Origin of the sequence: Brakhagea slesvicensis (assembly GCF_052161625.1) — a bacterium.
In the GTDB taxonomy this organism is placed as follows: domain Bacteria; phylum Planctomycetota; class Planctomycetia; order Pirellulales; family Pirellulaceae; genus JBKCUI01.
In genome coordinates, this window is record NZ_CP197412.1 from 1,821,344 (window position 1) to 1,843,820 (window position 22,477).

The 22,477-nt window shown below is 54.9% G+C and carries 17 protein-coding genes; 6 read left to right on the forward strand and 11 right to left on the reverse strand.

Annotation, left to right across the window (positions count from 1 at the left end; all coding sequences use genetic code 11):
• Window positions 1-29: 29 nt before the first annotated feature.
• Together SH467x_RS07080 and SH467x_RS07085 are read right to left on the reverse strand one after the other, a co-directional pair.
• Window positions 30-1,997: a serine/threonine-protein kinase gene (locus SH467x_RS07080; RefSeq protein WP_482370574.1), complete on the reverse strand. Its 1,968-nt coding sequence runs from the start codon at window positions 1,995-1,997 to the stop codon at window positions 30-32.
• A 97-nt stretch (window positions 1,998-2,094) separates the two neighbouring features.
• Window positions 2,095-2,616, reverse strand: a complete 522-nt coding sequence (locus SH467x_RS07085) for a hypothetical protein (protein WP_482370575.1) — start codon at window positions 2,614-2,616, stop codon at window positions 2,095-2,097.
• A gap of 145 nt (window positions 2,617-2,761) precedes the next feature.
• On the opposite strand from SH467x_RS07085, the gene SH467x_RS07090 reads away from it, so the two are divergent.
• The 4 genes from SH467x_RS07090 to SH467x_RS07105 all read left to right on the forward strand — a co-directional run bounded on the left by SH467x_RS07090 (window position 2,762) and on the right by SH467x_RS07105 (window position 7,907).
• Window positions 2,762-4,690: an adenylate/guanylate cyclase domain-containing protein gene (locus tag SH467x_RS07090; RefSeq protein WP_482370576.1), complete on the forward strand. Its 1,929-nt coding sequence runs from the start codon at window positions 2,762-2,764 to the stop codon at window positions 4,688-4,690.
• A gap of 66 nt (window positions 4,691-4,756) precedes the next feature.
• The gene (locus tag SH467x_RS07095) at window positions 4,757-5,674 is read left to right on the forward strand and encodes a YdcF family protein (protein ID WP_482370577.1); all 918 of its coding nucleotides are present in this window, start codon (window positions 4,757-4,759) and stop codon (window positions 5,672-5,674) included.
• Between the two features lie 120 nt (window positions 5,675-5,794).
• Window positions 5,795-6,844, forward strand: coding sequence for a dipeptide epimerase (locus SH467x_RS07100; protein ID WP_482370578.1), 1,050 nt, complete (start codon window positions 5,795-5,797; stop codon window positions 6,842-6,844).
• Window positions 6,837-7,907: an N-acetyltransferase DgcN family protein gene (locus SH467x_RS07105; protein WP_482370579.1), complete on the forward strand. Its 1,071-nt coding sequence runs from the start codon at window positions 6,837-6,839 to the stop codon at window positions 7,905-7,907. The genes SH467x_RS07100 and SH467x_RS07105 overlap by 8 nt, the downstream gene beginning before the upstream one ends.
• 40 nt (window positions 7,908-7,947) lie before the next feature.
• On the opposite strand, the gene SH467x_RS07110 is transcribed toward SH467x_RS07105, so the two are convergent.
• Window positions 7,948-8,733 (reverse strand): PIG-L deacetylase family protein, encoded by a 786-nt coding sequence (locus tag SH467x_RS07110; protein ID WP_482370580.1) that lies wholly within the window; start codon window positions 8,731-8,733, stop codon window positions 7,948-7,950.
• 38 nt (window positions 8,734-8,771) lie between these two features.
• Window positions 8,772-9,938 carry a DegT/DnrJ/EryC1/StrS family aminotransferase gene (locus SH467x_RS07115; protein WP_482370581.1) on the reverse strand — a complete coding sequence of 389 codons (1,167 nt, stop codon included), beginning with the start codon at window positions 9,936-9,938 and terminating at the stop codon, window positions 8,772-8,774.
• Between the two features lie 364 nt (window positions 9,939-10,302).
• On the opposite strand from SH467x_RS07115, the gene SH467x_RS07120 reads away from it, so the two are divergent.
• Window positions 10,303-10,650: a hypothetical protein gene (locus tag SH467x_RS07120; protein WP_482370582.1), complete on the forward strand. Its 348-nt coding sequence runs from the start codon at window positions 10,303-10,305 to the stop codon at window positions 10,648-10,650.
• Between the two features lie 351 nt (window positions 10,651-11,001).
• Here the strand turns inward: SH467x_RS07120 and SH467x_RS07125 are convergent, their stop codons facing one another.
• From SH467x_RS07125 to SH467x_RS07155, 7 genes are all read right to left on the reverse strand, one after another.
• The gene (locus SH467x_RS07125; protein ID WP_482368902.1) at window positions 11,002-12,111 is read right to left on the reverse strand and encodes a transposase; all 1,110 of its coding nucleotides are present in this window, start codon (window positions 12,109-12,111) and stop codon (window positions 11,002-11,004) included.
• A gap of 285 nt (window positions 12,112-12,396) precedes the next feature.
• Window positions 12,397-13,260 (reverse strand): lipase family protein, encoded by an 864-nt coding sequence (locus SH467x_RS07130; protein WP_482370583.1) that lies wholly within the window; start codon window positions 13,258-13,260, stop codon window positions 12,397-12,399.
• A gap of 51 nt (window positions 13,261-13,311) precedes the next feature.
• Window positions 13,312-14,625: a citrate synthase gene (locus SH467x_RS07135; protein WP_482370584.1), complete on the reverse strand. Its 1,314-nt coding sequence runs from the start codon at window positions 14,623-14,625 to the stop codon at window positions 13,312-13,314.
• Between the two features lie 115 nt (window positions 14,626-14,740).
• Complete coding sequence (gene rsgA, locus SH467x_RS07140; RefSeq protein ID WP_482370585.1) at window positions 14,741-15,904, reverse strand: ribosome small subunit-dependent GTPase A; 1,164 nt, start codon at window positions 15,902-15,904, stop codon at window positions 14,741-14,743.
• Window positions 15,905-15,931: 27 nt separating this feature from the next.
• On the reverse strand, window positions 15,932-17,980 hold the full coding sequence (ftsH, locus tag SH467x_RS07145) for an ATP-dependent zinc metalloprotease FtsH (RefSeq protein WP_482370586.1): 2,049 nt from the start codon (window positions 17,978-17,980) through the stop codon (window positions 15,932-15,934).
• A gap of 77 nt (window positions 17,981-18,057) precedes the next feature.
• A complete protein-coding gene (mch, locus tag SH467x_RS07150) occupies window positions 18,058-19,029 on the reverse strand; it encodes a methenyltetrahydromethanopterin cyclohydrolase (RefSeq protein ID WP_482370587.1) in 972 nt (323 codons plus the stop codon).
• Window positions 19,030-19,140: 111 nt separating this feature from the next.
• Complete coding sequence (locus SH467x_RS07155) at window positions 19,141-20,712, reverse strand: sulfatase (RefSeq protein WP_482370588.1); 1,572 nt, start codon at window positions 20,710-20,712, stop codon at window positions 19,141-19,143.
• 212 nt (window positions 20,713-20,924) lie between these two features.
• On the opposite strand from SH467x_RS07155, the gene SH467x_RS07160 reads away from it, so the two are divergent.
• A complete protein-coding gene (locus SH467x_RS07160) occupies window positions 20,925-22,400 on the forward strand; it encodes an aldehyde dehydrogenase family protein (protein WP_482370589.1) in 1,476 nt (491 codons plus the stop codon).
• The last annotated feature ends 77 nt before the right edge of the window (window positions 22,401-22,477 follow it).

A 22,477-nucleotide genomic window follows, 5' to 3' on the forward strand; every position in this document is an offset into this window, starting at 1 on the left:
TGGATTCGGGCGGCGAACGGACCGCTCGCTTAGGGCTCGGTGGACGGCTGTTCCGACGGTTTAGTTTCGCCCCGAGTCAACTCATCACTGGCGCGACGGAGTAGCTCTTTGGCCCAAGCTTTGTCGCCAAAAAGTTCTGTCATCGATTGCAACCACTTGGCCTTCGCACCCGAGGTCAGATGGGCATCGGCCCAGTCCATCTTTTCCTTTAGAGATCTGTAGGCTTCGTTCGCCGTCACCTTTTGAGAAGCCCGGAGTTCGTCCAACGACTTCTTCGCATGCGTGACGAGCGTCTGTTCGCGAGGGCTTAGCGATGTATCAGCGCCGAACAAGACGAGGAAAGCCTCTAGCTTGGCCCCCGCCTCCAGCGACCCGAGCGATTGGGCTTTGACACACTCTAAATACGCTTGCTCGATCGCGCTGAGTTGGTCAGCGATCCCACGGCGCGCTTTGCGTTGCAGCTGCCGAATGCTGCGGATCGATTCGGCTTCTTGGATCGCCCCTTCGACATCGCCGATCCTCACATCGTTCGGATAAAGTTCCCGAAACCGAATCGCGAAGTCCTCGGCATCCAACCACAATTCTTCCTCGTCCTGCTGAATAGCGGTCGCAATCGGTTTGTAAAGTGTGTCGGCGCTAGGAGCCTGCAACATGTAAATCAACAATGCGATGCACCCTATCAAAGTGGCGGCAAGCGTACCGATCGCCACCCAATGCCCCCAAGGCGACTTGTCTTCTACGGGCGCTTGAAAGGTTGTGGCCGACCGTCTTCGATCGTCATCGTTGACTTCTGTAAACGATGTTTTCCCCATAAAATCGATACCGCTGGGTCGGTCAGGTACTCCGGCGTGCGAAGGATTCTGGGGCAACGAAGATTGAACGATCGTTTTGTCGTGTGGGCCGATCACATTGGATGCCTCCCTCGTTCCTCTCGGGAGATTGTCGCTGGAAAACTCCGGTGATTCGATTTGTTTTGCGTCGGGTTGGTACGGATCGCGTATGACGGTCTGGTCTACCAATCCCTTGATCCCTCCGAGGAGCGACGAGCTTTCGTCCAAATCGATACTGGTGAGTTCCTTGAGTTTTCCTGCGTCAACTCCCTCCGCAGTAGGAGGCAACGCAGATTGGGTGCGCTGCTTCAAGCCGACGCGGAGGGACTGGAATCGATTTCCGACGACCAGTCCCGTAGGGGGGCGTTTCGATGGTTCTCGTTCCAGGAGTTCCTCGATCAGTTTGCAAAGCTCGGCGGGGGCCTTCGGTACCAGTTCTTGAATTTTAGGGAAGGTTCCGTAGCGGACATTGAACAAGACTTCAGGGATACTTTTCCCTTGATATGGAGCGCGTCCGGTGAGTGCCGCGTAGCAGACACTGCCGAGAGCATACAAATCGCTTCGAACGCTTACCGGCTTCCCTTCCGCTTGTTCAGGCGACATGAAGTCGGCCGTGCCAAGGACGGAGCCTTCTACGGTCGCCTCGGACGCTCCAAAGAGTTTTGCGATGCCAAAGTCGGTAAGCTTTACGGAGCCTTTGGTGGTAATCATCAGATTCGCGGGTTTCAGGTCGCGGTGGATGATTCCAAAGTCATGAGCATGCTTGAGGGCGGAACAAACCTCGATCGCCATATCGATAACACGTTCCCAAGGAATCGATTTCTCTCGGCGGAGCAACTGCTGCAAGTTTTCTCCTTCGACATATTCCATTGAATAGAAGAGGAGTCCTCTCTCTTCGCCGAAACCGATGAGCTGCACGATTCCAGGGTGTTTCAGTTTGACCAAGGTCTGGATTTCGGCATCGAATCGCCGACGGAACCGCTGATGCTGCGCCATGGCGGACGCGATCACCTTCACGGCGACTTGCTCCCCCGACTTCACATGCATCGCATGGTAGACCGTTCCCATACCTCCTTGCCCGAGAAGGCCAATGACTTTATAGGGGCCGATCGCCTCAAACTCCAGCTTGCTAGACCCTGTATCGGTTTTGTTCGGATCGGACTTCACTGTGGCACTTGTTCGTGGATGACTGGAATCATTTTAAAATGGACATTCACCCCGGGGGCAAAGGGTGTCGCTCGATGAGATTGTATCGGCCAACCTTCTATCGATCGTCGCGAGAGTCGGAAGTCGACAGCGGAAAATCATCACCTTCATCGGTTTCGTCATCCTTATGAGCGTGCGTCGACGTGGTGGAACCAGTCGCCTGGGCGGATTGGAAGACGTCCACCTCGCGAAGCATCCTATCGATCTGGCCGACCGCCAATTGCAGCGATTTGGCGGCCATTCGAAAGTTCATGTGCCCTGAGATCTCGGGTTGGAATTCCACAAACCATTCCATGCTCTTTCGAAGTTTGGAAAATTTCTTTTGCGCGATTCGCAAGTATTTCGAGGCGTCCCCTCGGTCGAGGGAGGGGCCCAGGGCGAGCATATAGTCGTAAAGTTCGCGATGGACTTCCGCAAGCTCATCATCCTCAGCCGCTTCCTCGGAGTGTTTGAGAAAAGCTCTCACCATCCAGATGTGGCTCAAGCATTGATCGATCTGGTGCATCCAAGCGATCTGTTGGTTCGCAAACTCACTTTCCATGGTTGCAGGATTCGGTGTTGCTGGAGGGGGAATGGTCATCGAGGACTTTGTTCGCTGCGGGAATTCATTAACTGCAGGGAATGGCTAGGTCTTCCGTCGGAGCTACCTTATGATAGACCACTTCTCGAAGTGAATGAATTCCGGTTGGTTGAAGAACCGAAAACAGTTGGATGGTGAATTTGCGATGCCAGATTTGATCGCCCAAGGCCCTGCACCTACAGACCGTTGGCGTCGAACCCTTCCCAAAACCGAAGGGGCCGGTAGCGTGATCATTCTTGGCCGGACCGCAGTCGGTTGGTCCGTGCCTTGGGATGATCGCATTTCTCGCAACCATGCGAAACTGGTTTGGAATGGAAAGAGGCTTGAGATTTCCAAGCTGATTGATTCTCGAAACCCCATCTTTTACCGAGGTCTTCGGAAGGACGAATTCGATATCGGCATCGGTGAGCATTTCGTGATCGGTCTGACGACCTTTAGTTTGGTCGACCAACGCATTCGTGTCATGTCGCAATCCGATGAACCACCTGCCCTCACCGAGTTGAGCTACGCACCTGCCCTCCTGCGTCAAACAAGATACCGAGACGCAGATCGTCGGATCGATGTTTTGAGCCGACTACCAGAAATCATTTCGGGTAGCAGCACCGATGAGGAACTATGCGTTCGGGTGGTAAATGTTTTGATGCAAGGCATCCCGCAAGCGGCGTTGGTAGCTTTGATTGCCGACACGCGTTCGCTTCCCGCCGCACCTGCATCAACCGGCGAATCGGAATCGGGTCTCTCGCTCCGGTCTCGCAGTGCGACCTTCGATTCGGCGAGCCGCCATTTTGGCGAATTGACCGAGGCAGGAGTCCGGCTCCTGCACTGGGACGCGAGAAGCACCCAAGGAGCCCAATTCTCTCCCTCAGCGCGTTTGATTGAACAAGCGATTCGAACCAAGCAAAGTACTTTACATATTTGGAGCCGCTCTGCCGAGGCGCACGGAACATCCACGTCGCACGCTGCCAGTTACACGCAGAGCGAGAATGTCGATTGGGCGTTTTGCACGCCGATCCTCAGCGAAGCTTGCCCCGGCTGGGCGATTTATGTTGCAGGGGACTTTACCACGCTCCTTCCTCACAAACCGTTTCGAGATGCGACGGCGGCCTTTGAGCTGGATCTGCAGGATGATTTGAAGTTTGCAGAGCTAACCGCGACGACTCTCAGCTCGCTGCGCCAAATGCGATTGCTTCAACGCCGGCAGGATTCGTTGCGCCCATTCTTCGCACCGGTGGTCCAACAAGCACTTGCGGCTCAGCACCCCGATGATGTGCTGGCCCCTAAAGAGGTCGATGTCTCGGTCCTCTTCTGCGACTTGCGGGGCTTCACGCGGCAAAGCGAGGAGTCGAGCGATCGGCTCCTGGAGCTTCTTCAGCGAGTCAGCGACGCGTTGGGAGTTATGACGCATCACATCCTGGCGAGCAACGGTGTTGTGGGGGACTTTCACGGGGACGCCGCTATGGGGTTCTGGGGGTGGCCCCTTCCTCAAAAGGATAGTGTGCTAAGCGCTGCTCAGGCTGCACTCGCGATCCGTACCGAATTCGAAGCCGCTTCGGCGATCAAGTCGCACCCGTTGGCGGGGTTTCGAGCTGGGATCGGCATTGCAACGGGGCGAGCGGTTGCGGGACGGATCGGCACGGTGGATCAAGTGAAGGTGACCGTTTTCGGGCCAGTCGTCAACTTGGCATCGCGATTGGAGAGTATGACGAAACAACTGCGTGCACCGATTCTGATCGACGAGACGACCGCTGCGCATCTTCATCGGCTCGACTACCATTCCTTTGCACGCGTTCGACGAGTCGCCAGGGTATTACCTGTCGGGAGTAATTCTCCCCTTACCGTGAGCGAATTGCTTCCGCCTGAAGACCGAGACCCTGTCCTGAAAAACGAGCACATCGCTATTTACGAAGAAGCCTTGGACCGCCTGCAATCGGGGGATTGGAATGAAGCGTTCCGATTGCTTCATGGAGTTCCAGCTGAAGATCGAGTGAAAGATTTTTTAACCGTCTTCATTGCCCAACATGGTCGAACTCCCCCTGCAGATTGGCAGGGAGTCATCAAGCTGCCTGAGAAGTAAAGCAAGACGACGGCCTAGTAAGACGACGGCATAGTAGGACTCTACCAAGAACAGAAATCAGATGGCATGAATCGACCCCTTGTAACGCAGGCCGCTCCCCCTCGCGACAACCCACCCCACGCTTCACTTATGGATTGGGTCGGGAGCTTGATTCAAACTAGCAGTCTCCTTGTCGCGATCCCGTTGATCATCGCCGCGAGCACAGGCGGAAAGTCGGTGGTTGAAAAGGTCCTCACTGCCTACACACAGCCCATTTATATCACCCTTTTCGGATTGCTTTGGATCGGTAGCGTGATGGCAAAACGGGGGCAAAAGGGCGTCTCGCGGATCGCAAGATGCTTGGCCATTCTACTGTGGCTAGTGTCGTGCAACTACACGAAGGACACGATCCTACGGGAGTGGGAGTCGCGAGGAGATGCTCGCTCATGGGAAGAGATTCCATCGTATGACTATGTAGTCGTGTTGGGAGGCGGGACAGCGAAGCGGCCTGACGGTAACGCGCAACTAGGAGATGCAGGCGATCGAGTCGCGACGGCAGCCCGATTGTTCCATCGCGGTTTGGTCGAATTTCTGGTAACGACAGGAGATGTCTTGACGATGCAGTCTACCTTTGCTGGAAAGTTTGAAGACGAAGACAAACCAACGTCGCAAACGATCCAACTCTGGAAGGAGTTAGGAGTGCCCGAAAATAGGATTTTGTTTATCGGAGGTCAAAACACTTCATCCGAAATGGATGAGTTGGAAGTACACCCAGAATGGTGGCGCGGTAAGCGGTGCGCTATCTTGACCAGCGCGATGCATCTTCCCCGGGCGCTCCAGTTGGCGAAAGCGAGAGGGATTATCGCCGATGGCATCGCGAGCGATTACCAGTCCTCAACGCGAGGGGAACCACTGACTGTGCTGGACTTCATTCCCAACCAAGGAGCCTTGCGAGATTTGCACCTTTGGTTCAAGGAGTGGATTGCGATGAAGATCGGCCGATAAGGATTCTAAAGACAAAGATCCTAAAAAGCAGATGCAGCTAGGCTATTTCCGTGCGCTTCGGTAAGCTTTAGGCCGCATTAGGAGTTGAGTTTCCTTCGTTCGATCGCGCATCTCAAGACTATGTCCATTTCACTTCGCTTTCGCCGCTACGAGTTGACCAAACGGGTGGCGCTGATGATTAGCCGGGGAAGCTCGGCGGGCTCGACCAGTTGCGTGGTCGAAATCGAATGCGATGGCATCATCGGGCTTGGTGAAGCAGCCGAGTTTGAAATTCCAGGACATGGCGAGTCCATCGAGCAGATCGAGCGAGACCTTGCAACTGCCGCCCAACTGCTTGGGACGATGCATGCAACGCAACGATGGGCAGTGGAAACTCGATTGCGTCGTGAAGGGATCGGTGCATCGGTTCGCGCGGCAATCGACATGGCCTTGTACGACTGGATGGGTAAATCCGTCGGGCTTCCCGTTTGGAAATTGCTGGGGTTAGAGAGGCTCGCCAAGGGTCCCGTCTCGGTGACCGTTGGCATCAATACACCGCAGGGTGCGCAGGAACGATTGCGAAAGTGGCATGAACTGGGTGTCATTCGAGGCATCAAAGTCAAGCTCGGATCCCCAGCAGGGATGGAAGCCGATAAGGCGATGCTGAGCGCGATCAAAGAGATCGCCCCTCCAGAAGCTTACATAGGTGTGGATGCGAACGGAGGGTGGGATGTCGCCACGACGATTTCGATGTCTCGTTGGCTTCGAGAGCAAGGAGTGATTCATATCGAACAGCCGTTGCCGGTCGATCAAGTTGAAATGCTGCGAGATCTGCACGGCCAATGCGAGCTCCCTCTCTTCATCGACGAGAGCTGCAGGTCTGCGAAGGACGTCCTTACCTGGGGACCCTATGTCGACGGGATCAATATCAAGATCACCAAAGTAGGTGGCCTTTCCGAGGCGATGCGCATGATTGCGATCGCCAAGACGATGGGATTGCAAACGATGGTGGGTTGTTACGGCAACATCGCCTTGGGGAATGGTGCTGCACACCAGTTGGCTTCACTTATCGACTACATCGACCTCGACAGTCATTTAAACATCAGCAACGACCCAACGCAGGGTCAACCGTTCGAGAACGGCTACTTGGTTAATCAAGACACTCCAGGATTAGGGATTCAGTATGCCTAGGCACCCGCTGTACCGCGCCGACGATCAACTCGCTCTGCTCATGCACGATGGTTTGACCTCGGATCGAGGCAAAACAGGCTTGGCCATGCTTCGATTTGCACCGGAAAGAGTCGTGGTCGTAATCGACAAAAAGCATGCGGGGGGGGATCTCCGGGAAATCACTGGCATACCTCTCGACCAACCGATTCCCATCGTCGCTTCGGGTAAAGAATCTCTCGCGTACAAACCCTCGACGATGGCTATCGGAATTGCCCCGGGAGGGGGGCGACTCCCCGAAGAATGGTTTTGCGATATCGAAGATGCGGTCGCAGGGGGTATGAATGTGCTGAATGGGCTTCATGTGAAGCTGAATGACGATGCACGCTTGTCGAGCAAGCTCAGACCGAATCAATGGATCTGGGACATCCGGCAGGAACCCGAGGGGCTAGGCGTCGCCAATGGGTCTGCTCGGCTCCTTCCATGCCAACGCGTTCTCTTTGTAGGAACCGACATGTCGATTGGCAAGATGTCGGCAGCCATCGCCTTTGACCGCGCCGCAAGATCTCGCGGGATTCGCTCTAAGTTCATGGCGACGGGACAAACCGGCATCATGTTAGCGGGGGACGGAATCCCACTCGATGCGGTCCGAATCGATTTCGCCGGAGGAGCAGTTCAACAGGAAGTGATCGAGTGCGCCAAAGGGCATGATGTTGTATGGATCGAAGGGCAAGGTTCGTTTTTGAACCCTGCCTCTACCGCTACGCTCCCTTTACTTCGTGGCTCGCAAGCGACCCACATGGTTCTGGTCCACAAGTCTAATCGAACGCACATCCGGTTTACGGAGTGGGCCAAGATCCCGCACCTCAACGACGTAATTCACATGTATGAAACCGTTGCGCACGCAGGCGGTACGTTCGCACCCACGCGGGTGGCCTGCATTGCACTCAATACGCATGGACTGAGCGACGCCGAAGTCCGTTATGAGATCGACAAAACCGAAGCGGAAACTGGTCTCCCGACGGATGACGTCGTCCGTCACGGCGCAGAGAAGCTTCTTCGATCGATCGACGGCTTGCCTTTGTAACGCGACATGGAGACACCGATCTCCATCGCAATCTTCGTCCCTACCGATCGGGCGGAAAGAGTTTGGACAGGAGTGCTGCGTTGGGGCGCCCTGCATACTCGGAGAATTCAAAAGCCTCTACGATGAGCGGTTTGCCCTCCCCTTTCCAGAAGCGTTCCGTTCGAGCTCCCATGCGCTCGAGATACCAACGTCGAAGCCAAGCCAGCTGGTCCGCCTCGCTCTCAGGGACTTGGTCGGAAATGCGGTCGATCCAAGGCATCCAGTCAAAGAATTGCGATCGGTGGCATGCGATCATCGCCAAAATCGAGTCGATTTGAGGCGTCACATCCAGCACGACATCGGCTCGGAACGGAGCTGGACGTGTGAACAAATCATTCATGTAGGCGACAAGCGGTTCGCGTAGCGGGGTCGGGCAATCGGGTACTACTTTCGGTACCAGCACCATGTAGGAAGCATCCTGCACAGCTTGCCCAACCGCTCGGTGATCCGGGTGATAGTCAAATGGGCGATGGGTGAGAACCAAATCGGGTGCAAATTGACGAATCTCTCGGATGATGAACTCGCGAAGTTCCAGCGTCGGTTGTAAGTAGCCGTCCGGAAAATCTCCAGTGATATAGGTCGCTCCGATCACGGCCCCGGAATTCGCAGCCTCTTGCCGACGGATCGTAATGAGGTCAGGGGAAGGAATAGACTGGTGTCCTGATTGACCATTAGTGACACTCACAATCCGAATTTCGGACCCCGCGAGAGCGTGGCGAGCTAAGAGTCCGCCAGCGAAGTATTCCGCATCATCGGGATGGGCTCCCAAAACCAAAACCTTTGTCATCGAACTCTTTATTTCTAAGTTACCAGAGACTTGAACTGTTAGGCCGCACGGCGAAGCGAGGCGGATTGATAAAACTCTTCAATTCCCATGATAACGGAATCTTGTTCGGCCTCTGTCAACTCGGGGTAGATTGGCAAATGAAGAATTTCCGCTGCTGCTTGCTCGGTATGGGGCAAGCTGCCGTCGCAGTATCCAAGCTCGCGGAAACATTCCTGTTGATGCAAAGGAACTGGGTAGTAAACCTCATTTCCGATACCCATTTCGCTCAAGTGTTTGCGCATGCTGTCCCTTAGGCCGTCCCGTACGCGAATCCCATACTGGTTCCAAACGTGGTGCGCCTCAGGAGCTTGATAGGGGAGTTCGATGCAATTCGTGAGACCACGAGCGTGGAACATTTCATGGTATCGGCTTGCGTTCTTCTGACGAGCACGGCTGTATTCATCGAGCTTTCGGTGTTTGATTCGCAATACGGCGGCTTGAATGGTATCAAGCCGGCTATTGATACCGAGTGCTTTGTGGTAGTACCGCGGCGACATACCATGCGAGGCGAGCAACCGCAGTTTCGCCGCAAGATCGTCGTCTTGGCAAACCATCATTCCGCCATCCCCTATTCCGCCAAGATTCTTTGTCGGATAGAAGCTGAGACAACCCATGTCCCCCCAGGCCCCCGCAGGTTTACCCAAATAGGAAGCGCCGATCGCCTGCGCTGCATCTTCAATAACGTGGATACGATGAGAGCGAGCAACTGCACCGATGCGGTCCATGGCGGCGCATTGACCGAACAGATGAACAGGAATGATAGCTCGTGTACGGGACGAAATATTTGCTTCGACGAGAGAAGGATCGATGTTGAAGGTGTGCGGATCGATATCGACGAAGACAGGAATTCCTCCAAGACGCGAAACAGCGGAGGCTGTTGCAAAGAATGTGAAGCTAGGAACGATTACCTCATCGCCCGGTTGCAAATCGAGAGCCATCAACGCGAGGAGCAATGCGTCGCTTCCCGACGCCACCCCGATAGCATGTTTCGTTTGGCAGGTACCGGCGATGGCGCACTCCAGTTCGCCCACGTCGGGGCCGTGCAGAAATCGACCGCTCAATACGACCGACTCGATCGCCTCCATGATTTCCTCATGAAGCTCTCGGTTGCCTCGGTTGACATCCAGCAACGGAACACCGGCTTGCTTCCCTGCAGCCTTCGACATAATCACGCCCCCAAAAGTCGATCGAAAGATATTGGATTGGAACAACGTCGAAAATAGCGTTTCCGCTTTTGATGGGTCAAGCCAGAAAAAGCGAGGACGTCAACAACGCTAGCTATGTGCTGCGAATTACCATGACCCCTTCAGTATCTCCCAACGCATCGAGCGTCATCAGCATGCCGTGGATTGATCAATGTTTGTCATATCCTTCCCTGCTTGGGGACCCGCGTTCCATATTCTGCTCTTTGATTGAACGCATCCTCTTCCCAAACGTGAACTCAGAAACTTGAGAGATTCTGACTAGATTCCCAATGTTTGTTTCTGGTACACCCCGCGTTCACCAAAACGTCAACGAGCGAGGATGCGAATGAATCGATTAGGAAGCTTTGGATCCGGAGTGTTGGTTGGCATCGTTGCCCTGTATGCAGCGATGCACTACACGATTCTACATGCGCAAGACGGCATCCACCTAATTCCCAAAATCACTGCCAAGCTTGAAAACCCGTATCAAGACATTCGCGGTTTTAAGCTCGCCCATTGGCAATCGAAACAGTCTCTCGCGTTGGCTGTGGTTCGGGCGAACAAGGGATATCTATTAAGCGATCCGTCGCTTCTTACCTTTCGTGAAAATGCGCAAAGCGTCTTGGCCAAATACCGCGTCGCGACACCCAAGCCCATGAATCAGCTCGTATCCTCCCCCACAAATAGCAAATAAAACGCAGCATAATAAACCACCCCCCTCATACTGGGGACACTCATCAGAATCTCTCATCAGAATCTGGGGACACTCACCAGGGGTGGGGGTGGCCCCCCGGAGGAGGGGGGTAGGGGCGGGTTTTGAGGGGCGCGTGGGGGATTGGAGGCCGAAGAGGGGCGAAAGACGGGTTTTGGGGCCGTTTCTGGTCAGGCGGCGCGCAGCGAGAACCCTCGTGCGGGGGGAGGTCCGCACGGAATGCTAAGAAGAAGGGGGATTGGGGGATGCTGATTCCGGTCAACGTCGACGGCAAGCGGTAAATTGCGTCGCTGGAAGCGTCGACTATCCGCCTGCGGACTGAATGACCTGCCGCTAGGTACGACCTTGGTATTGCGGACAGTAATACTGCCGCTTCGTAACGAGCGTCCTGGCTTCCTTCATGCTACGCACTCCGCCGGCCGCTAAAGAGAACATCCGGCTGAACTGGGTCGTGTAATCGATCCAGCGCGCTGGATCCATGTTCAACCTCTCTAACACCGGGGGTACCTCCTCCGGTGTGAAGCCTTTCTTCCCTTCCTTGATGATCCGGGCGGTTGCATCCAACAGCTGGATGTAGCTCATCGAAGATAGGGGAACCACTCCCTTGTCACTGCACCGCTTCTGCGTCTTGCTCGGCTTGCTCCCCGCACTCCCTTTCTCATCCACCAGCTCGATCGGCGCTAAGTACGCGTCGGGCAGCCGACGCTGCCACAAGACTGGATCTTCGCCTGACGAGCTGGATTGCTGGGACCCTCCCTCCTGCAAAGCCTCCGGTGGCGGAACCTCTGTTCCTAGCACTTGCGTGAGCGCGGCGATCCGCTTGGCTACCGACGTGTGCTGGGAGCCCTCCAGCGTCTTGGTAACCTGGGCTCGGATGGGATTCAAATCGACATAGCTCATGCAGCCTAATATGGCCTCGTCATCGAGCAACCTCATCGACTTGAACCGGCCATTGAAGAACCGACCGGTCTCTTGGAGCTCCATATTGGCTCGCTTGGCCACTCGCTGGCAAAGGATGCGCATCCACCACGAGATATCGCTGAGCCGGAGCCGGATCTCTTTGACCTTCTCTGGCTTGGTGCGGATGGCGTCAAGCTCCTTCTGGTTCGGCTCCGCCGGACTCTTGTCTTTGTTCTTTCTCTTGGGACACATCAACATCCAGCGCCTGGCGACTTCGGTGTCGTCCCACTCTTGGACTATGTCGGGGCGGGAGCGCAAGACCGAGTGGAAGTGATTGCTCATGATGGCATGACCTAAGACGTCGATGCCAAAGTACTGGGCCTGTTCCTCGATTTGCTTGGTAATCCAGAGACAGCGATGGCTGTAGTCTTTGCGGGTCAGAGCATCATCGCCTAGCAAGTAGTACTTGCGAACAATGGTGGCGATGGTGTGGACGGTCGCGACTTCGTCGGGACGGTAGATATCGGCGCGGGCGGTGCGCATGATCTGAATTCCTTGGGCGAAAGGGAAAACATCGGCAAAACAAGGGGCGATTCATTCGGATTGCCGTGCACGATCCTGTGCGAGCGATCTATTGGAGCGTCTCGAGATCCCACCTACAAGAGTGGGGAAGAGGTGCCAGCAGGAAATTTTTCGGAACCAAAAACTGGGGACACTCACGCGTATTAGGGACACTCACCAGGATGGGGGGCGTTTTTTGGGGGCGGGGGTGCAGAACGGTGGGGAGCGAGCGTTCGACGGGGTAATGGGAGTGGAGTTGGTCTGACGTTATTGAGCTGGAAGGTGGCGAGGCTTTCGCAGCTTTCTTCCCGACACTTCCCACTCGAACAGGGCTCGTATGTGTGAGATGTACTCTACCATGGAATGGTCGCTCAAATAGTCGAGCTTCCAAAGCCTTAGGGACGTAAGAAGTCCGCGGAGCCGATCGTGAACTCGAAGCCAGGATCTGATCAAACTGATTCGTCCATGCCGGTTCAGGTAGATCTCCTGCCCCATGTGGTGGTAGCCAAGCCAAATGGGTGGAACGCGGGGAACGACATCGTTGTTATTCACCCATCGATAATGCTTGATCTTGAGAAAGGATGCGTATTTGCGATCACCAATACGTGGTGCACCGTAAGTAAAGATCGCTTTTGGATCGGATGGTATAGGAGCCAATTTGCATCGCACGGCGCAGATGCCTGCCATGGCTCCACCTAGTGAATGGCCAGCAAACCACAGTGGTCGCTGATTCTCTTTGATCTTGTTCTCGAGCTTTGGCCAGAGATCGTTTACTTCAGTATAAAACCCGCTGTGTACCCGGCCTACTTCCGATGCAATGGTCCAGGCATTGGCATCTGCGCGTATGTCGTTCCATTGGTTAGGTTCGGTTCCCCTGCACACGATGATGCAATCATGCCGATTGCCCAGCACATAGCCTTCTGCGCCATCGTGCTCCACATCGTCGCAGTGATCGAATCCTCCTTCGTAGGCGATTTTCGCAACAGCCTCCGGAGATGCATAAGACAGCCGAGACAGTTCGGCAAACAACAGAGACTTTTGAATCCATGTCAAATCCGAAATGGGCTTATCGAGTTTGAGCGTCAAGACCATCTCCGCCGGCGTGCTTGCTTCGGGTTTTCGAGGCTGCATCCTAGACCAGCGAAAAGATCGGGCGTTCATGGATTGTGACTGCCTCTCAACTTATCGATTTTCGATTGGGATAACATCGCGATTGGTATACCCGGTATAGACCTGTCGGGGGCGTCCAATGCGTGTTCCACTTGAGTGATGCATTTCAACCCAGTGGGCTATCCATCCGGGCAAACGCCCAATGGCGAACAACACAGTGAACATCTGGACTGGGATTCCCATCGCCCGGTAGATCACGCCCGAGTAGAAGTCGACGTTCGGATAGAGTTTGCGTTCGACGAAATATGGATCCTTCAACGCGACTTCTTCCAGTTGTTGCGCGACTTCAAAAAGAGGATCGTTTAGGTTGAGCTTTTTGAGCAAGACATCGCAAGCAGCTTTGATGATCTTCGCACGTGGGTCGTAATTCTTGTATACACGGTGACCGAAGCCCATCAACCGGAAGTTGCTGGCTTTATCTTTCGCCATATCGACGTACTTCTTGACATTGCCGCCATCGTCAGCAATGCGCTTGAGCATATTCACGCAGGCTTCGTTGGCTCCACCATGCAAAGGTCCCCACAGAGCACAAATCCCCGCTGAAATCGAAGCGAATAGGTTTGCGTTCGAGGACCCAACCAGACGCACGGTGGAAGTGCTGCAATTCTGCTCGTGGTCAGCGTGGACAATAAACAGAAGATTCAAGGCACGAACGAAATCTGGATCCGGTTGGTATTTCTCGCTTGGAAGGGCAAACATCATGCTGAGAAAGTTCTCGCAATAATCCAGACTGTTGTCGGGATAAATGAATGGTTGACCAAACGACTTCTTGTAACTGTAAGCCGCAATCGTGGGCAATTTGGCAATCAGTCGATGGATCGAAACCTCGACTTGCTCAGGATCGTGCGGATCAAGCGAGTCTTGATAAAACGTCGACAGTGCCCCTACTACACTGGAAAGAATCGCCATGGGGTGGGCATCGCGCGGAAAACCGTTGTAAAACGATCGCATGTCCTCGTGAAGCATCGTGTGCTTTTCGATGGAATCTGCAAACTGCTCAAGTTGCTCACGCGTTGGGAGTTCCCCATAGATGAGCAAGTAACTGGTTTCGAGAAAACTGCAATGCTCAGCCAGTTGTTCGATCGGGTAGCCGCGGTGCCGTAAAACGCCTGTTTCCCCATCCAGATAGGTGATCGCACTCGCTGCCGAACCCGTGTTCGCATACCCTTCGTCGATCGTGATGTGGCCAGTTTCCTTTAGAAGCTTCGAAATGTCGATCGCTCGATCGTTCTCCGTCCCCACCAATACGGGCATCTCCAGTTCCTTGTCACCAACGATGAGGCGAGCTTTGGAACTATCAATTTTCGGTCCGGTGGTTGCGCTCATTGAACTCTCCGCTGTCCATAAGGCTTGGACAGCTTCCAAAAGGGGTGGGGTAAATCAGTGGTGAAGTTTAGCCGGAAGGCTAGCTGCCGACAATTACTTGCGAGCCATTTGACTGCTATTCCAAGCCATCCAACTCGTCTCGATCACCTTCATAAGGTGAATCGATAATTTGGCAGTAGCTGTCGTAGCGTCTCGCATCGAGTCTGCCATCTGCTACGGCATCTTTCACGGCGCAACCATTCTCGTGGATATGGCTGCAATCGGGATATCGACAATTGGACGCGAACGGGCGGATGTCGCGAAAGAGCCCAGTCAACTCGCTCGCGACAATATCCCAGAGCTGAAATTGTCGGACCCCTGGAGTGTCAATAAGCGACCCGCCGTAGGAAAGGGGGAAGACCTCCGCCGTGGTGGTCGTGTGCTTTCCTTTTTCATTCTCTTGGCTCACCGCTTGTACGCGTTGTTTTAGTCCGGGTTCGATCGCGTTGAGGATCGAGGATTTCCCAACGCCGCTCTGTCCGACCACGACGCTGCAACGGTCTTTCGTGATCGTTCGCAGCGCGCTGATACCCCAACCCTTTGCCGCACTGAGCAAGGCGATTTGATACCCCATCTGCGCATAGCATCCGATCAAAGGCTGAAGCTCGGAGACGTCGATCAAATCGCACTTATTGACACAAATACAGGCTTCGAGATGGTTCTGTTCGGCCGTTGCAAGGAGCCGATCGATGAGATTGGGCTTGATCGCAGGTTGCGACGCGCTGGTGACAATGAGCAGCTGATCTACGTTGGAAGCGATCATGTGCCTCCGCTGCTTGCTCGTCCTGCTCAATGTGCTACGACGAGGCTCAATGCGCACGATCCAAGCTTGATCGCCTCCCTCTCGCTGTATCCGAACTTGATCGCCAGCTACCAGGACATGCCTTTGATCCGTCGCCAAGTTCTTTAGGACGCGGCGGAGCGAGCATCGGTAAATCTTGCCATCGCCACCTTTCACAATGGATTCCAGTCCGTGGACTCGCAACACAAGCCCTGCGATGGTTCCGCGATCTACTTCCAACTCCACATTGCCAAGCGTCTCGCGTGTTCCCTCCTCGATGCTCCCTTTCACGGTGCGGTGGCGAGTCAATTCTCCCTTTCCGCTCACTCGTTCGGACGAAATGGTATCGATCTCGTCTCGATTCGCTTCGTATTGGCTCGTAAGATCGGCGTCGCGCACCTGAGATTGATGCTTCTTGCGAAACTCGATCCGTATCTTGTTGCTTTTCTTGCGAGCCATGGTCACCCGAGTCAAACGTCTTCCGAACTAAACGCTCACCGAGTCTACCGCAGGAGTTTCTTTCGTGTGGATGCTCGGACCGATGAGCTGCGTGAGCTCCTTTTCATCGAGCTCTTCTCTTTCGATCAACGCATCTTTCAATCGTTCCAACTCTTCACGGCGTTGGTGCAGTATGTCGGTAGCGCGTCGATCTGCAGCCCGCAACGTATCTCCAATCTCGGAATCAATCGTTTCCTGCGTTCGTTCGCTGAACTGCCTCTGTTGATGGATCTCACGACCCAAGAATGGATCGCTATCCGAGAGCTTGTACGATACCGGCCCGAGTTTATGACTCATTCCCCAATGGGATATCATGCGTCGGGCGAGCGACGTCGCTCGCTCCAAGTCGTTCTCAGCTCCGACCGATGTCTCGTCGTAGATGATCTTCTCTGCTGCGCGGCCCGCCAACAGAACGACAAGTTGATCACGAATTTCGCTCTCGGACATGTTCATTCGGTCCTCCGACGGCAAGATCTGCGTGCTCCCTAACGACATGCCGCGCGGAATCACGGTCACTTTGTGAACTCGCTGCGCCCCGGGTAGAAACCATGCTGCCAGCGTATGCCCCGCCTCGTGATATGCCGTCTTTTCCTTTTCGCTCGGGAGCATCACTTCTTCCCGCTTGGCACCCATGAGCACTTTGTCTCGCGCGTAGTCGAAATCTTCCATGCTCACCCTCGCTTTGTCTTGTCTCGCTGCCCAAAGCGCAGCTTCGTTTACGACATTGCGAATATCCGCGCCAGTCAATCCAACGGTCGCTTCTGCTAAGCGATGCAGATCAACATCTTTGTCCAACGGGACGTCGCGCACATGAACCTTGAAAATCTCTTCCCGCCCCTTCAACGTCGGTCGCCCTACTGTGATGTGGCGATCGAAACGCCCCGGTCTCAACAACGCCGGGTCGAGAACATCCGGGCGATTGGTCGCTGCCATGATGATCACGGAATCATTCGGGGAGAAGCCATCCATCTCGCCGAGGATCTGATTTAGAGTCTGCTCTCGCTCGTCATGACCACCGCCTAGCCCTGCTCCACGCTGTCGCCCAACCGCATCAATTTCGTCGATAAAGACGATCGCCGGCGAATGTTCCTTGGCGGTTGCAAACAAATCCCGAACCCGAGACGCGCCGACGCCGACGAACATTTGAATGAATTCGCTACCGTTCACGGAAAAGAACGACACACCCGCTTCGCCCGCCACGGCGCGCGCGAGGAGCGTTTTTCCAGTTCCAGGGGGGCCGTTCAGGAGCACTCCCTTTGGGACTCGCCCTCCCAACTTCTGAAACTTCTCCGGTGCCTTGAGAAACTCAACGATCTCCTGCAGGTCTGCCTTGACGCCTTCTAGTCCAGCGACATCGTCAAAAGTGATATGCTGATCGGAGGGTTCATATCGCTTTGCTGTTGATCTCGTGAAACTGGATAGAAACCCTCCCCCCATCATGCCGCCTTCGCGACTGCGCCGAAAGAACAGGACGATAACGATAATAGTCGCGATTAATACACCGAAGGAAATCAGCGTCAAAAGCGAATTGAGAGCATTGCCTGGAATAACCTGGATCTCCAGTGGCACGACGTCCTGGCTAGCCACCGCGTCGGGATCGTTCACATCAGGCGGTTCCGTCGGCTTGCGAGATTTGGACTGCAAAGCGGAGAGTTTTTCAAACAATTGAGCGCGGGTGTTGGTATCTCCAGGAATGAACACCTCGAAGTCTTTGTTGTACCTTTCGACATCCCCATTCGCCGTTACGGGGCGTTTGATTTTCCCCTGGCTGTCCATCGTGACCGGCTTTTCCGGTGGCGTCTTAAACGTCCCTTGGATGTAGGAATCGTAGACCGTTACCTTTTGCAGATTCTCTGCGTCGAGCTGCTCCAAGAAAAATCCGTAGTCGATTCGGGAGGTTGCCAGCCCGTTGAAAAAGAACATCAATCCCAACGTCGCCAGCAACACCAAACCGATCAGCCATGCGCCTTGACCGCGCCGTGGCTGGCCTGGCGAAGGGGATGGAGCGGGGCGTTCCTCGGAAGGTTTATTCGTCATAAGATTCGATAAATGGAGGGCTGGTTAAAGCTCCGATTGTAGCGATGCAAAGCCAATTGAGACAGCGTGACCAAGGCCTAACCGTGCGATTCGCCAAACGACGAGGCAAGAATGTCGGGCCGAAGTTTGCCCCATCGCCACGACCGCCCCGTTTTTAGGTTAACGAGCGTGATCATCGCTGGGCTGAAAAGACCCGGATCCACCTTGTAAAAGTCGAATTCGTAGGCTTGAAAGGTCTCTGCAAAGGGCTTTCCGAAGTCCTTGGAATGACAGCTTGGAATCTTTGGCCCCAATTCGCATAGTTGTTGGTCATCCGCATGAACCCACAAGGTCACGTGCCCACCATAGAGGATGGCATCGTTGGTCCGGCCAATTCCACCCACGAAGTCAACCGCTGGGGGCGGGAGGGGCGCGGCCCCATGTCCCCCTACGACTTGCTCCAGTGGGAAACCGAGTTCGAACAGTTTGTGCATGCTCGTTTCGACCGACCGCGCAACGACTTGGAGAGTCCCCGCGATCGATCGAGTTGGCGCAACACAAAGCATGAGTTTCTCGGCCGCCACGTTGCACTCTTTCGCAATCGAAACAGCGATCTCGTCCGTTGGAATGGTATCGCACTCCAATACCCCAACGGCCCATTCCGATTCATCGCATACACCGAGCGACTTGAGAACAGGCTCTTGCCCTCGCTTCACTCGCATCGGTCCTGACCCCATCGCAAAGAAACCATCCCCCTTCACCGGCCAACCCGCGTACTGCGAGGCCATGCAGGCGTGCACAGGATCCTCCGTGTAAACTTGAATTTGCGGCCAAGGCCCGATGGCGCTTTCGGCCGGATGCACGGTGACCTTGCATCGATCGGACATACAAATCCGCGCCAAGTTCTGTCCGGCAAGGATCCCACCGGTGACTTCGATGCCGAAATCCAATACCGTCGTGCCGCCTGCCAACACGCGCGACGCAATCCTCCAACTCTGCGTATGTCCCAACGCAGAGCGGCATATCCCCAAGGCTTGTTCGTTCAGACTGTTGGAATTGAACTGCGGCATAAGCGAATTACGACAGGATGTGTTGAGTAAATTTTTCCCCTTCGACGGATCCGGCGTCGAAGGGACTGGATTGTATCGGCCCGGCAACGGTCCATGGCAAATGCAAATCCTTCATTCCGGTACAAGAACCGCCAGATCTTTTCCATTTTCGTCTGTCGGAAAAAGTGCATGATGACGCGCCAGTTCTTCTGCCAGCCTAGCTGTCAACCGCTTCAATTCATCCGGTTCAGATCGCGACAAGTCCTTCTGCTCATACGGATCGCTATCCAAGTGAAAGAGCTGGTAATGGGAACCACCTGACGCCTCGGTAGGGAAGTAATGGTAAACCACCTTCCAAGGACCTTCTCGCAAACTGGACCAATAGTCGCTGCGATGCGGGGCATGCGGATAGTGCATCAAGAACGACTCGCGACGACTCGCATCTCGCCTCCCGGTAAAGAGCATGGCAAGCGATTGCCCGTCCACGACATGCTCTTCGGGAACAGGGGCCTCGACTAGCTCCAGGATCGTGGGAAAGAGATCGGTCACCGATGCAATTTGCGATTGAATCACGCCAGCTTGGATCGGGAGCTTCTTCTGGGCAGGATGGTTCGCGTTCGCTTTGCCCCATGATGCGATGAATGGTACTCGCATCCCCCCCTCATAATGAGACCCTTTTTTACCCCGCAATGGAGCTGCACAGGCTACTTCATGGGGTCCTCCCAGCGGTGCGTCGGTACCATTGTCACCCAAAAAAATCACAAGCGTGTTCTCGGCGACTCCAAGCGATTCCAGCTGGTCCATCACCATTCCTAATGAGCGATCCACTCCCTCCACCAGCGTTGCAAAGGCTTGCGCCGAAGCGGGTTTACCACTCTCACGGTAATGCTCGGCGAATCGCGCGTCGGACTGAAAGGGAGCATGGACGGCGTAATGCGAGAAATAAAGAAAGAATGGCTTGCTCGAAGCGACCGCTTCCGAAACATGACGATTGGCTTCGAGCGTTAGGGCTTCGGTCAAGAACACGTCTTGGCCGTGGTAAGCCTCCAATCCGGGGACCGAGGTGTCCGCCCGATTCCCTTCTCCCGAGAAGCTCTTTAAACCGTAGTAGCTGGCCGGTTGACCGATCGATTCTCCACCCACGTTGATATCGAATCCTAGTTGAAGTGGATTCGAACCGGATCCGCTTCGAGGCGCCAAGTGTCCTTTGCCTACATGGATCGTGCGGTAGCCTTGGCTCTGCAAAATGCGTGGCAGAGAAACATCGGTCGCTCCCAGTCCCAGCCAATTCCAATCCTTCGGGGCGCGAGGTCCGCCGTTGTTGTTCTTCCACTGGATCCAATTGGTGGTTCGATGTCTCGCTGCGTTCTGTCCCGTCAAAATCGATACGCGTGTTGGCGAGCAAACGCTCATCGCGCAAAACTGATTGAATCGGATCCCCCGCTCAGCCATCCGCTCCATGTTCGGAGTCCGATAGTACGCGTTGAGCGGATGTTTGACCGGCCGTCCTTCCCGGTCGGTCAAAAACGGAACGGACGTATCCATGACTCCCATATCATCGATCAACATCAAGACAACGTTGGGGTGCACGTTCGCGTCAGAAGTTTGGGCTTGCAAGTTTTGCCCCGTCGCCATGGAGACGATCAAGCAAAAAAGTAATTGGCTTCTTATCCGGTCAACGGTCCAGATCATGCGAGCGAACATAGTCGGGTCCCTCGTGTATGGAAGAAATCGAGTAAGAAATCGAGGCGATATTCGAGCACGGGCGAGAAGGCGATCGGAAACGTAGCAGTGCACGAGTCTAACAGCCGAGGGATCGAACGGGGAGTTCGCTCGAAAACGTTTTGCGTTACGCTGGTCGATCGATGCTATAATCAAACTCCTACCTCCACCTCTCACTCTCTGCGGAGAACGCCATGGCCACCATGACAGAATCGATTCGTCATCCAAAAGTCCAGCACACCGAATGTTTCATCGATGGGCAGTGGCGGCCCGCGATTTCGGGCAAAACCTTCACCACATTGAATCCAGCAACCGAAGAAGTGATTTGCGAAGTTGCCGAGGGGGATTGGGCAGATGTCGATGCGGCCGTAAAGTCAGCCCGCCACGCTCTCGAAAGCGGACCTTGGAGCCGCATGGATGCCCGTGATCGCGGGCGCTGTCTCTACCGGCTCGCGGACTTGATCGAAAACCAAATCGATGAGCTTGCCGCTTTGGAGACGCTCGACAATGGCAAGCCGATTCGCGAATCGCGCAACGCAGACTTGCCCCTCGTCATCGATTGCTTGCGATACTACGCAGGCTATGCGGACAAAATTCACGGCTCGACCATTCCGGTCCGCGGCAACTACTTCACCTACACGCGTCGCGAACCGGTTGGAGTGGCCGGACAGATCATTCCATGGAATTTCCCAATGCTCATGGTGGCTTGGAAGTGGGGGCCAGCGCTAGCCGCCGGTTGCACCATCGTGATGAAGCCCGCAGAGCAAACACCCTTGAGCTGTCTGCGAATGGCCCAGCTCGCGAAGGAAGCGGGCATACCGGACGGCGTTATCAACGTCGTTCCTGGCTTCGGCCCGACAGCGGGTGCGTCGGTTGTCCGTCACCCTGGCGTTGACAAAATCGCCTTCACCGGAGAACACCGCACGGCTCAAATCATCATGCGCGACGCAGCTGAGACATTGAAGCGATTGACGTTTGAATTGGGAGGAAAGAGCCCCAACGTCGTCCTGCCCGACGCCGATCTCGATCGAGCAGCCCGAGGAGCCTACATCGGATTGTTTCTCAATCAAGGCCAATGCTGCTGCGCGGGGTCTCGCGTTTTCGTTCACAAAGACGTTCACACAGAGTTTGTCGGTCGCGTCCAAGAGCTTGCTTCGAATCGCCGGGTCGGTGACCCTTTTGCGCTCGAGACCGAACAGGGCCCTCAGATCGACCAAGCCCAGTTCGATAAGATCATGAGCTACATAGCGAAAGGGAATCAGGAGGGTGCGGAGTGTATCGCCGGGGGAGCACGCGCGCACGACCGAGGTTACTTCGTACAACCAACCGTCTTCGATCGCGTGACCGATGACATGGCCATTGCGAAGGAAGAGATTTTCGGTCCAGTGATGTCCGTACTGACATTCGACGATTGGGATGATTTGATCCGACGCGCCAACCAAACGTTCTACGGATTAGCTGCCGCTGTGTGGACTCGGGATATCGTCAAGGCCCATGACTTTGCTCGAAAAGTTCGTGCAGGTACCGTTTGGGTGAACTGCTACGACGTCTTCGACGCCGCCGCGCCGTTCGGCGGCTTTAAGATGAGCGGGCAAGGTCGCGAGTTGGGCGAAGAGGGGTTGAAGGCCTACACGGAATCCAAAACGGTTACCGTAAGCCTCGATAGCTAGACCTCCACAACCATTCCCTCTCTCCCTCACGCTCCCCCTTCCCTCCCGCCACCTCCCTCCTCCTCCCACCCAGGCGT